This window comes from Pseudomonas sp. GW822-FHT07A10, from assembly GCF_058798795.1.
This window is the reverse complement of record NZ_JBXAKV010000005.1, coordinates 134,195-146,483: the sequence shown is the minus strand read 5'-3', so window position 1 is coordinate 146,483 and position 12,289 is coordinate 134,195. Positions and strand designations below refer to the sequence as shown.

10 protein-coding genes are annotated in these 12,289 nt (G+C 59.0%); 6 read left to right on the top strand and 4 right to left on the bottom strand.

The window, feature by feature from the left end:
- The first annotated feature begins 2 nt into the window (after positions 1-2).
- Positions 3-1,307 carry a fibril amyloid transporter FapF gene (gene fapF / locus AC1RL4_RS10860; RefSeq protein ID WP_019579216.1) on the top strand — a complete coding sequence of 435 codons (1,305 nt, stop codon included), beginning with the start codon at positions 3-5 and terminating at the stop codon, positions 1,305-1,307.
- A gap of 67 nt (positions 1,308-1,374) precedes the next feature.
- Here fapF and AC1RL4_RS10855 read toward each other — a convergent pair whose 3' ends face one another.
- Complete coding sequence (locus tag AC1RL4_RS10855; protein WP_096480145.1) at positions 1,375-2,700, bottom strand: sigma-54 dependent transcriptional regulator; 1,326 nt, start codon at positions 2,698-2,700, stop codon at positions 1,375-1,377.
- 343 nt (positions 2,701-3,043) lie between these two features.
- Between AC1RL4_RS10855 and AC1RL4_RS10850 the strand changes: the two genes are divergently transcribed.
- The 3 genes from AC1RL4_RS10850 (at position 3,044) to nhaB (ending at position 6,453) form a co-directional block, all read left to right on the top strand.
- Positions 3,044-3,310 carry a hypothetical protein gene (locus AC1RL4_RS10850; RefSeq protein ID WP_018926082.1) on the top strand — a complete coding sequence of 89 codons (267 nt, stop codon included), beginning with the start codon at positions 3,044-3,046 and terminating at the stop codon, positions 3,308-3,310.
- Between the two features lie 283 nt (positions 3,311-3,593).
- Positions 3,594-4,883: an NHL repeat-containing protein gene (locus AC1RL4_RS10845; RefSeq protein WP_230172606.1), complete on the top strand. Its 1,290-nt coding sequence runs from the start codon at positions 3,594-3,596 to the stop codon at positions 4,881-4,883.
- Between the two features lie 67 nt (positions 4,884-4,950).
- The gene (nhaB, locus tag AC1RL4_RS10840) at positions 4,951-6,453 is read left to right on the top strand and encodes a sodium/proton antiporter NhaB (RefSeq protein WP_204123726.1); all 1,503 of its coding nucleotides are present in this window, start codon (positions 4,951-4,953) and stop codon (positions 6,451-6,453) included.
- Between the two features lie 97 nt (positions 6,454-6,550).
- On the opposite strand, the gene AC1RL4_RS10835 is transcribed toward nhaB, so the two are convergent.
- From AC1RL4_RS10835 to gnd, 3 genes are read right to left on the bottom strand one after another with little or no spacing between them, the layout of a single operon-like run.
- A complete protein-coding gene (locus tag AC1RL4_RS10835; protein WP_096480142.1) occupies positions 6,551-7,375 on the bottom strand; it encodes an HAD family hydrolase in 825 nt (274 codons plus the stop codon).
- Positions 7,372-8,895, bottom strand: coding sequence for a glucose-6-phosphate dehydrogenase (zwf, locus tag AC1RL4_RS10830; RefSeq protein ID WP_230172604.1), 1,524 nt, complete (start codon positions 8,893-8,895; stop codon positions 7,372-7,374). Before zwf ends, AC1RL4_RS10835 begins: the two co-directional genes overlap by 4 nt.
- A complete protein-coding gene (gene gnd, locus AC1RL4_RS10825) occupies positions 8,892-9,872 on the bottom strand; it encodes a phosphogluconate dehydrogenase (NAD(+)-dependent, decarboxylating) (RefSeq protein WP_018926087.1) in 981 nt (326 codons plus the stop codon). The genes zwf and gnd overlap by 4 nt, the downstream gene beginning before the upstream one ends.
- A gap of 272 nt (positions 9,873-10,144) precedes the next feature.
- Between gnd and AC1RL4_RS10820 the strand changes: the two genes are divergently transcribed.
- Both AC1RL4_RS10820 and AC1RL4_RS10815 read left to right on the top strand, forming a co-directional pair.
- Positions 10,145-10,327: a DUF6026 family protein gene (locus AC1RL4_RS10820; RefSeq protein WP_019579222.1), complete on the top strand. Its 183-nt coding sequence runs from the start codon at positions 10,145-10,147 to the stop codon at positions 10,325-10,327.
- 192 nt (positions 10,328-10,519) lie between these two features.
- Complete coding sequence (locus tag AC1RL4_RS10815) at positions 10,520-12,265, top strand: phosphoethanolamine transferase CptA (protein ID WP_230172600.1); 1,746 nt, start codon at positions 10,520-10,522, stop codon at positions 12,263-12,265.
- Positions 12,266-12,289 lie beyond the last annotated feature (24 nt).

Genomic DNA, 12,289 nt, shown 5'->3' with positions numbered 1-12,289 from the left:
TCATGTATCGGTCAGTACCACTGCGCGCGATCGTTTGTCTGAGTACTTTGTTCCCGTCGGCGCTGCTGCAAGCAGCGTCCGATGCGGACGTGGAGGCTTTGAAGCAACAACTCATGGAGCTCAAGCAACGATACGAAGTACAACAAAAGGCCTTGGCAGTACTCGAACAACGAGTCCGCCAAGTGGAGGAACAACCGGCGGCGGCACCGCCTAAACGTCTGGCCAAGTCGCCAGCCGACATGAAAGGCAACCCGCAAGTGGCCACCGGGACGGGAGCGGCTGCGGCTTCAGGAGGCGCCGCAGGCAGCGGCAGTTCCTATGGACAATCACTGGCCGATGACTCTCAACCGGCACAGAGTGTTTCCAACTTGTATGACGAGGCCAGCGGATTCTTCGGCGGCGGCAAGTTCAGCCTCGAAACCGGGCTGACCTATTCGCGTTACGACACCCGACAGCTGATCCTCAATGGCTTCCTCGCACTGGACTCGATCTTTCTGGGCAACATCAACCTGGACCGGATCAAGGCCGACACCTGGACGCTGGACCTCACCGGGCGCTACAACTTCGACAATCGCTGGCAGTTCGACCTGAACGTACCGGTGGTCTACCGCGAATCAACGTATCAGTCCGGCGGTGCCAACAACGGTGCAGCGGGGGTGACCAGCGAAGAAACCGTCACCCGGGATCCGACGCTGGGCGACATCAACTTCGGGATCGCCTACAAATTCATGGACGAATCGGTGAACACCCCGGATGCCGTGTTCACCTTCCGGGTCAAGGCGCCGACCGGCAAGGACCCGTTCGGCATCAAGCTGCGCCAGACCGACGCCAATACCAACCTGTTCGTGCCTGACACCTTGCCGACCGGCAACGGCGTCTGGTCGATCAGCCCCGGTATCTCGCTGGTCAAGACTTACGATCCGGCGGTTCTGTTCGGAAGCCTGTCCTATACCCACAACTTCGAAGAATCCTTCGACGACATCAGCGCCACCGTCAATCAGAAAGTCCCGGGCAAGGTGCGGATCGGGGACAGCTTCCAGATTGGCGCGGGGATCGCGTTTGCACTGAACGAAAAAATGAGTATGTCGTTCTCGATGTCTGACCTGGTGCAACGCAAAAGCAAGCTCAAGCAGGATGGCGGGGATTGGGAGTCTGTGGTGTCCAGTGACGCCAACGCCGGCTACTTCAACGTCGGCATGACCATCGCCGCCAGCGACAACCTGACCATCGTTCCCAACCTGTCCATCGGCATCACGGACGATGCGCCGGACTTTTCCTTCAGCCTGAAATTCCCGTACTACTTCTGATCGCTTCACCCCAATGGAAAAGGCCCGCTGCGATGGATGTCGCAGCGGGCCTTTTCGTTTACCCGCCCTAGCGGATCTGGTGCTTGTGCAGCAATCGGTAAAAAGTCGGCCGTGACACGCCCAGGACTCGGGCAGCAACACTCAGGTTGTCGCTGTGCCGGTTCAACACATCGCACAGCGCCTGGCGTTCGGCGCGGGTCTTGTAGTCTTCAAGGGTGCCCATCGGCGTGGCGAAGGCGTGTTGACTGAGCAGCCCCAGGTCTCGCGCCTCGATCTGCCGTCCTTCGGCCAATACCAGCCCACGACGTACCCGATTGGCCAGCTCGCGGACATTGCCCGGCCAGTCGTGCTTGCCCATGGCGACCAATGCATCTTCGCTGAAGCTGCGCGGACGACGGCCGGTTTCACTGCTGTAGAAATGGGAAAAGTGGTTGGCCAGCATCAATAGATCACCATGGCGCTCACGCAGCGGCACGGTGACCACTTGCAGGACGTTCAAACGGTAGTACAAATCTTCGCGAAAGCGTTTGTTCTCGATGGCCTCTTCAAGGTCGACGTGCGTCGCCGCCAATACCCGCACATCCACCGGAATAGGTTGATGGCCGCCAACCCGCTCGATGTGTTTTTCCTGCAGGAAGCGCAGCAGATTGGCTTGCAGCTCCAGGGGCAGATCGCCTATTTCATCGAGAAACAGGGTGCCGCCATTGGCCGCTTCTATCCGCCCGACCTTGCGCTGATGGGCGCCGGTAAAGGCCCCCTTCTCGTGACCAAACAATTCGGACTGGATCAAATGTTCGGGAATCGCGCCACAGTTGATCGCCACGAATGGCTTGCTGTGGCGCTGGGATTGTTGATGCAGGGTACGGGCGACCAATTCTTTACCGGTGCCGCTTTCGCCGCGGATCAGCACCGGCGATTCGGTGGGCGCCAGTTTGCTCAGCAATTTGCGCAGCTCGCGAATCGGTTTGCTGTCGCCGAGCAGTTCGTGTTCAGGCTGATCGATATGAACCGTGCCCTGCCCGCGCAGGCGCGCCATGCCGAACGCTCGGCCCAGAGTGACCTGAACCCTTGAAACATCGAACGGCAAGGTATGGAAGTCAAAAAACCATTCGCAGACGAAATCCCCGACATTCTGCATTCGCAGGACATCCTGATCGAGCACGGCGATCCACTCGGTACCGCTACGGGTGATCAGTTCCTTGACGGCTTCCGGACGTTCCAGATGAAATGGCTGCAAGCGCAGCAGGCCGACGTCGCAGGTTCGTTCCACGGCGTTTTCCAGGGTACAGCTGTCGACATCCCAACCCACAGCGCGTAAACCCGGCAGCAAACGGTGGCAGTCGTCGCAAGGATCCACTACTAAAAGACGTCGTAAAGCAGGCGCTTCGATCATGACTGTTCCTTGGCGCCAAATTTTAGGAAATATTATTAAAAACAGTCATTTGGCGGGCTTCGGTGTAACACTAGCAAAATATTGACGCGGGCTTGTATCGATTGCTTATAGGGACGTCGGCTTATTAGTTATAAAAAATCACTTAATGAGTTGCCTAACGAATTGAACCTTTCATTCAGCTTTCAGCAACTGCCTGAATCGCCGGCAAATCAAAGAAAGTTGAAATTTCTTTTGATTGTGTGTGACCCAACCCCCGGTTGCGGACATCAGTACAAGTAACCAGCCGAACGGTAAGCCCAACCGACGGCACATCACTTGATTGGGCACACAGAGAGAAGACCCCATGAACGCCCCGCTCCGTATCAACGAAGCTCTTTTGATTGCCGACCGCGCATTCCAACCCTTTCAATGCGTGGCCTGGGCCCCACAAGACGGTAATGGCGAGCTCAGCCTGGCCATCATTGATCGCACTAACACTCGCATCAGCAGCAAACAAATCCCCAGCAGTGCCTATTCCGATCCGCAGCAACTTGCACACTTGCTGGAACAAGCCCGCGCCGAGCTGAGCGAGGAAGGTTACACACTGCAATCGTGGTCCATGCCGCATTAATCTTTTTCGCGGATTACCGCCCGGTAATCCGCGTCCCTTCTTCTCCTTAGTTGACGGTTTTCTACGGTCCGCTGCATAACGCCATTTACATTTTCCAACTTCTAGCCGCCAGATTACTTGGCAGGCTTGTCAGTGGTTCGAGAAGACACTGTTCTGGCACAAAACGCCGCTCCTCCCGAGCGTAATGGCAGTTGCGCATCATCGCTTTCAGGGATTGAATGTTCTTCTCATGCAGTCAACCTCCGGACACCCGGACAAGGACGACTGGCAAGGAGATGCGTGCATGTCACTCCAGACTGCTTTTGCCATACAGGCAGCGGTGAAAGACGCCGGGCAACTCGATAGCCATTTCGCCGGCAGCGGCAAGACTCAAGTGTATTTCGCCGGCAGTACCTCCAGCAGGGTCAATGGTGTGGCGATTGACCACACCGGCCGAATTCTGGTGGCAGCCAAGGTCGGCACGCCAGGTGGCTGCCGCTTTGGCCTGGCACGCCTGCGTGAGGATGGTTCGGCGGATCTGGCCTTCGGCAAACAAGGCAGCATCATCGGGCAATTCGCCCACGGCTACGAGGCTATGGCAGGCACGGTGCGGGTGCTGGCCGACGGGACCATTCTGGTGGCCGGCCTGCACTACGAAAATGCTCATCGTACGCTGCCCGCCCTGGCGATGTTTGATCAACGGGGCTGTCCGATACAGGGTTTTGGTGAGCACGGCCGCTGCGTGGTGCGCCTGCCGGGGAAGCTTTCCGAAGGCGCTCGCGATGCCTGGTTACCACCCGGCGTGCCGGGTACCGAGGCCTGTGATATCTGCGTGCAGGACGATGGTCGAATCCTGCTGCTGGCCAATCATCACTTTGAATTGGCCGATCACGTCGGCATGCTGATTCGACTCAATGCCGACGGCTCGCTGGACAGCACCTTCAATGGTCGTGGCTTTGTCATGGTCCGGCACTTATTGATGAACACCTGGCTGAACAGTCTGATGGTGCAACATGACGGCCGAATCCTGGTGGGCGGATCGATCAACTTCCCCGAGGAAGGTTTGCTGGCGCGTTATCACGCCGATGGCCAGCTGGATGACGGCTTCGCCGTGGATGGCTTCATGACCTTCAAGGCCTGGAGTCAGAGTGCCCAGGTCTGCCAGATCGTCCAGCACGAAAATGGTGATTTGCATTGTTTTGGCAGCAGTCGCGACCCGATGCACTGCCTCGCCCTGAACGTTCACAGCAATGGCCGACCTGACATGCATTGCAATAGCGGCCAGCCACAACTGTTGGAAATCAGCCACAGCGGCTGCCAGTGGACCGCCGCCCAGATACAACCGGACGACTGTGTGCTGACGGTCGGAGCGACGGGCGGCGGGCTCGAGGGCGATTTCATTCTCGCCCGGTACTTACCCAATGGGGCGCTGGATCGCAGCTTCGCCAATGGCATGGGCTGGGTCCGCACACGCCTGAGTCGAGGCCCGGACACCGCCACTTCATTGGCCTTGCAGGCCGATGGTTGCATCGTCGTCGGCGGTTATTCACTGGATGGCAACTACCGCGCCGTCGTCGCCCGTTATCAACCCTAGTCTCCTGCACTTGATCTTCCCTTCCGCTTACGGCAAGTTGCGCGCTTCTTAATACAAGGAGTAGCCGATGTCCGGCTCAATGGCCCAGGCCTTCGCACACAATTTTCTTGGGCATTCACCCCGCTGGTACAAAGCAAGCATTATCGGATTCCTGATTCTCAACGCCCTGGTGTTGTGGACGATCGGCCCGGTGGCGGCCGGCTGGTTGTTGGTGCTGGAGTTCATCTTCACCCTGGCTATGGCGCTCAAGTGTTACCCGCTGATGCCCGGCGGGTTGCTGCTGATCGAAGCTCTGCTGCTGAAAATGACCACGCCCCAGGCGCTCTATGACGAACTGGTGCACAACTTCCCGGTGATCCTGCTGCTGATGTTCATGGTGGCGGGCATCTACTTCATGAAAGACCTGCTGCTGTTTCTGTTCTCGCGCCTGCTGCTGGGAGTTCGCTCCAAGGCGCTGCTGGCGTTGATGTTCTGTTTCCTGTCAGCGTTTCTCTCGGCGTTTCTCGATGCATTGACCGTGACCGCGGTGATCATCAGCGCGGCCGTGGGCTTTTACTCGGTGTATCACCGCGTCGCCTCGGGCAACGATCCGCGTCAAGACAGCGAGTTCGCCGATGACCAGCATTTGCCCACCCTCCACCATGCCGACCTCGAACAATTCCGCGCCTTCCTGCGCAGCCTGCTGATGCACGGCGCGGTCGGCACAGCGCTGGGTGGTGTTTGCACGCTGGTTGGCGAGCCGCAAAACCTGCTGATCGGCCATGAGATGGGCTGGCACTTCGCCGAGTTCTTTCTGAAGATCGCCCCGGTGTCGTTGCCGGTGCTGGCAGCAGGCCTGGTGACCTGCGTACTGCTGGAGAAACTGCGCTGGTTCGGTTATGGCACGTTGCTGCCGGACAACGTGCGTGCAGTGCTGGCCAACTACGCCGCTGAAGACAACGCCGAGCGTACTTCGCGTCAGCGCGCCGCATTGCTGGTTCAAGGGGCGGCGGCGCTGATTCTGATTGCCGGGTTGGCGTTTCACATCGCCGAAGTCGGCCTGATCGGCTTGATGGTGATCGTGTTGATCACCGCGTTCACCGGTATCACTGACGAACACCGCCTCGGCACCGCCTTCAAGGACGCCATGCCGTTCACCTCGCTGCTGGTGGTATTTTTCGCCGTGGTGGCGGTGATTCACGATCAGCAGCTGTTCGCGCCGCTGATCCAGTGGGTGTTAGCGCTGCCGGCGGATCAACAGCCGGGCATGCTGTTTATTGCCAACGGCTTGCTGTCGGCCATCAGCGACAACGTGTTTGTGGCGACCATTTACATCACCGAAGTGAAACAGGCATTCATCTCCGGCCACATGAGCCGCGAGCACTTTGAAACCCTGGCGATTGCGATCAATACCGGGACCAACCTGCCGAGCGTGGCGACGCCTAATGGTCAGGCGGCGTTCCTGTTCCTGCTGACCTCGGCGATTGCCCCGCTGATTCGTCTGTCGTACGGGCGGATGGTGTGGATGGCGCTGCCATACACCGTGGTGATGGGAGGGCTTGGCTGGTACGCCGTAAGCTATTGGCTTTGAGGTGGCAGGTCTGACGCCTTCGCGGGCAAGCCTCGCTCCTACGGAATGTGTAAAACCTGTAGGAGCGAGGCTTGCCCGCGAAGAACGATAACGCGGTTCAGACTGAACTCAGGATGTATCGCTCGATCGCCTGAGCCGCGCCGTCTTCGGTATTGGCCCCGGTCACCACGTCGGCCTGACGCTTCACCGCCTCTTCCGCCTGCCCCATCGCAATCGACAGCCCGGCACGATGAAACATCGCCGGGTCATTGCCGCCGTCGCCCATGGCGGCGGTCTGTTCCAGCGACACCCCGAGAAACTCGGCCAGCGTCGCCAGTGCCGCGCCCTTGTTGGCCTGCACCGCCGTCACATCCAGATAGACCGGTTGTGAACGCGACACCTGCGCCTGCCCTTCGACCTTGGGCAGCAACCGCGCCTCCAGCTCGATCAACAGTTCGGTGTTATTGCTGGCAGCGACAATCTTGTCGATGCGTGCCAGGCAAGGCTCGAAACTCTCGACCACCACCGGCGGATAACCCAGGCCATGCTGCTCTCGCGGGACCATCGGGCCGTACGGGTCCTTCAACAGCCAGTCGCCACCGCTGAACACCCAGACTTCAATGTCCGGCTGATCGGCAAACACCGCCAACGCCGTCAGCGCTGCGGTTGCCGGTAGATAATGCGCCACCAGCAAACTGCCGTCCGGGTTGACGATCGTGCCGCCATTGAACGCCGCCGTCGGCAGATCAATGCCCAGGGCTTCGATCTGCTGCAACATGGCTTTGGGTGGACGCCCGGTGGCCAGGCTGAACAGCACACCGGCTTCGCGCAAGGCACTGACCGCCTCGATCGTGCGCTGGCTGAGGCTGTGATCGGGCAACAACAACGTGCCGTCCATGTCGCTGAGCAGAAAACGGATGGGTTGTCGCGTGACGTCACTCATCCGACGCTATGCCACACGCGACCATCACGGGTCAGCAGCTCGTCAGCGGCCTGTGGCCCGTCTTCGCCGGCCGCATAGCGCTCCAGGGTTGCGTCCTGCTGCCAGGCGTCGAGAAACGGCTGCACGGCACGCCAGCCATTCTCGATGTTGTCGGCGCGCTGGAACAGCGTCTGATCACCGGTCAGGCAATCGTAGATCAAGGTTTCGTAGCCGGTGGACGGCTGCATTTCAAAGTAATCCTTGTAGGCAAAACCCAGTTCGATATTGGCCATGTTCAACGCCGGTCCCGGCCGTTTGGCCAGTAGGTCGAACCACATGCCTTCGTTGGGCTGGATCTGGATTCGCAGGTAGGTCGGCTGCAGCTCTTCGACTTCGGTATCGCGGAACTGCGCGTACGGCGCCGGCTTGAAGCAAATGACGATCTCGGTGTCGCGCACGCTCATGCGCTTGCCGGTACGCAGGTAGAACGGCACACCGACCCAGCGCCAGTTGTCGATCATCACTTTGAGCGCGACATAGGTTTCAGTGGTGCTGTCGGGCGCGACGTTGGTTTCCTGACGATAACCGGGCAACCGATTGCCATCGATCTCGCCGGCGGTGTATTGGCCGCGCACTGAGTTGGCTCGCGCTTCCTCGATCGACCAGGGGCGAATCGCGCCGATCACTTTGGCCTTCTCGCCACGTACCGCATCGGCGCCAAACGCCGCCGGTGGTTCCATAGCGACCATCGCCAATAATTGGAACAGGTGATTAGGCACCATGTCCCGCAGGGCGCCGGTGACCTCATAAAAACTGCCACGGGTTTCCACGCCGACGGTTTCGGCGGCGGTGATTTGTACGTGGTCGATGTAATGGTTGTTCCAGAAGGCTTCGAACAGGCTGTTGGAGAACCGGCTGACCAGAATGTTCTGCACGGTTTCCTTGCCCAGATAGTGATCGATCCGGTAGATCTGCTTTTCCGTCATCACTTTGAGCAAGCACGCGTTCAAGGCTTCGGCGGTGTACAGATCCGAGCCGAAAGGCTTTTCGATCACCACCCTTCTGAACGCTTCAGGGGCTTCTTGCAACAATCCGGCAGCCCCGAGACGCCGCACCACTTCGCTGAAAAAGCGCGGGGCGGTGGCCAGGTAGAAGATGGCGTTGCCGGTGCCGCTGGCGTCGATTTTCGCCGCCAGCGCGTCATAAGTGCGTTCATCCAGGAAATCGCCCTGGACGTAGCTGATGTGTTTGGCCAATTTGGCCCACAACGCCGGATCAAGGGCGTGATCGCCCTTGCCGACCTTGGCTGCCACTTCCGCCCGAATGAAATCTTCGAGTTTTTTGGCAAAGGCTTCGTCACTGATGGCGTTGTGATCAACGCCGACGATCCGCAGTCCATTCCCCAGCAAACCATCGCGACTCAGGTTGTACAGCGCCGGCATCAGCAGGCGCTTGACCAGATCACCATGGGCACCGAACAAAAACAGCGTGGTGGGCGGTGCGGGTTCTGCCTTGGATTTCCTGCGGATCACGTGGGTCATTTTTTCGCAGTCTCCACATGGCCGCCGAAGCCGAAGCGCTGGGCCGAGAGAATCTTGTCGCCAAAGTTGCCTTGCCCGCGCGAACGGTAGCGAGAGAACAGCGAGTTCGACAGCACCGGTACCGGCACCGCTTGTTCCATGGCGGCTTCGATGGTCCAGCGCCCTTCACCGCTGTCGGCCACTTCACCCGAGTAGCCGTCGAGTTTCGGATCGGACGCCAGCGCATCGGCGGTCAGGTCGAGCAGCCACGACGAGACCACGCTGCCACGACGCCAGACTTCGGCGATGTCGGCCACGTTCAGGTCGAAACGCTGATCTTCCGGCAGGTTGGTGCTGGCTTTGGTCTTGAGGATGTCGAAGCCTTCGGCGAAGGCCTGCATCATTCCGTATTCGATGCCGTTATGGATCATCTTGACGAAGTGGCCGGCACCGGCGGGGCCTGCGTGGATGTAACCGCGCTCGGCGCGATCGTCATCGGACTTGCGATCCTTGGTGCGCGGAATGTCGCCCATACCCGGGGCCAGGGACTCGAACAACGGGTCAAGACGCTTAACCGTCTCGGCATCGCCGCCGATCATCATGCAGTAGCCTCGTTCCAGGCCCCAGACGCCGCCGGAGGTGCCGACGTCGATGTAATGCAGACCTTTTTCCGACAGGGTTTTGGCCCGACGGATATCGTCCTTATAGAAGGTGTTGCCGCCATCAATGATGGTATCGCCCGCTTCAAGCAGGGTGCTCAGGGTGTCGATGGTGTCTTCGGTCGGTGCGCCGGCGGGCAGCATGACCCACACCGCGCGCGGCTTGGCCAGGCCAGCGACCAGGGCTGGCAAATCGGCGACGCCGGTGGCGCCCTCTTCGGCCAGGGTGTCGACAAAAGCGGTATTGCGGTCGTAAACAACGGTGGTGTGCCCGTTGAGCATCAGGCGCCGCGCAATATTACCGCCCATGCGGCCCAGTCCAATAATCCCGAGTTGCATGTACTGATGCTCCCTACTACAAATAAAGTGTGTCTAAGGTTATAGCCCAACGCGACTAGTGAAGGTTAGTCCAGAGCGGTGGGATGAAGTTTCCGGGCATTGTGCCCGATCCAGACTGATAACGTCGGGAATCGTGCCGAAGACACAACGACCATGAAAAATAAAAAAGTTCCCTTCAGGGGCAAAAGAAATCAAAATTGGCGCCGATAGTAAGTGAGCACCCGATTTCGGGAGCCGACTTACAGTTGATACCGCCATTTGCGAGGTGAGCAATGGGCACCGTACACACAGCACTGCCAGCACAAACCCTTTACGTCACGATCCGTCGCGATGAACTGCGCCAGTTGAAAGACGAGCGCGATCAGTTGAAACGGGAAGTTGCGCAATTGCGCCTGCTGACCCAAGGCAATCAGGCTCAGCCCTTGCCCATCACCCAACGTGCTCCTCACGCCTGATCCCCTCGCTTGAGTCAGAAACAGTCACTGCTGTTTCTGACTCGCTGCAATCCTGTCCGCTGCGACATCTCACAAAGTTTTCACACTTGCTTGGCGATACTCCGGCCCTTGTGGCTGCTTGCTTTGCGAGCGGCATCCGTTCGTCTGTGACAAGGAGAGTGCCGACGGCCGATCATCAGGCTGGAGTGTTGAATGGCTTTGCTTAAACGCAGCAAAACGTCTGCGACTGGTTTTGATTGGGCAGGATTTCTCTGGTTATTTTTGTTCTTCTGGTATTTCTCCGGTATCACCCAACTGCTGATTCAACTGACGGGCACCTCCGGTTTTAGCGGGTTCCGCCAGGCCTTTGTGATGAGCGCCGTCTGGCTCGCGCCAATGCTGTTATTCCCCAAACAAACCCGTGTGATGTCCGCGCTGATCGGCGTGGTGCTGTGGTCCTGTTCGATGGCCAGCCTGGGTTATTTCTTCATCTATCAGCAGGAATTCTCCCAGAGCGTCATCTTCATCATGTTCGAATCGAACGTGTCTGAAGCCGGCGAGTACATGACACAGTATTTTGCCTGGTGGATGGTGCTGGCGTTCCTCGCCCACACCGCATTCGCGTATTTCCTTTGGACCCGCGTGCGTCCGGTGCACCTGCCACGCGCCCAGGCCCTGATTGCCGCGACGGCGATTGTGCTGGCCGTGATCGGTTACCCGCTGATCAAGCAGACCGCGCACACCGGCAGCCTTGCGGAAGGCTTCGAGAAATTCGAAACCCGCATCGAGCCCGCGGTGCCGTGGCAAATGGCCGTGGCCTATCACCGTTACCTCGGTACCCTGGCCGGCATGCAAGACATGCTCGACAGCACCAGCAAGATCCCGCCGCTGAAGAACTTCACCGACTCGATGGCCAATCAGCCGGCGACCCTGGTATTGGTGATCGGCGAGTCCACCAACCGTCAGCGCATGAGCCTGTACGGCTACCCGCGGGAAACCACTCCGGAACTGGATAAGCTCAAGGACCAACTGGCGGTTTTCGATAACGTCATTACCCCACGCCCCTACACCATTGAAGCGTTGCAGCAGGTGCTGACGTTCGCCGACGAAGAAAACCCGAACCTCTACCTGACGACGCCGTCATTGGTCAGCATGATGAAGCAGGCGGGTTACAAAACCTTCTGGATCACCAACCAGCAGACCATGACCAAGCGCAACACCATGCTCACGACCTTCTCCGAACAGGCCGACGAGCAGGCGTACCTGAACAACAACCGCAACCAGAACGCCGCCCAGTACGATGGCGATGTGATCGAGCCGTTCAACAAGGCGCTGGCCGATGCGGCGCCACGCAAGCTGATCGTCGTGCATTTGCTCGGCACGCATATGAGCTACCAGTACCGTTACCCGCCGACGTTCAACAAGTTCACCGACCGCAAAGGCGTGCCGGACGGTGTACGTGACGATCAGGTGCCGACGTACAACAGCTATGACAACGCGGTGTTGTACAACGACTTCGTGGTCTCGAGCCTGATCAAGGACTACGCCAAGACCGATCCGAACGGCTTCCTGCTGTACCTCTCCGACCACGGCGAAGACGTGTTCGACTCCGCGGGCCACAACACCCTGGGCCGCAACGAGAACAAGCCGACCGCGCCGATGTACACCATTCCATTCATGGCCTGGGCCTCGCCGAAATGGCGCGAAACCCATGACTGGAGTTTTGCCGCTGATCTGGGTCGGCCGTACAGCAGCTCCCAGCTGATTCACACCTGGGCGGATCTGGCCGGCCTGAGTTTCGATGAACTGGACCGCAGCAAAAGCCTGGTCAGCGACAGCTTCAAGCCTCGGCCATTGATGATCGGCAACCCTTACGAGCGTGAGCAGCGGCCGTTGATCGACTTCAGCCTGATAAAACCCAAGGTTGCGCCTGTCACTCCGACGGTCGTTAAGCAGTAATTTTGGCGCGCCCCCTGTGGGTGC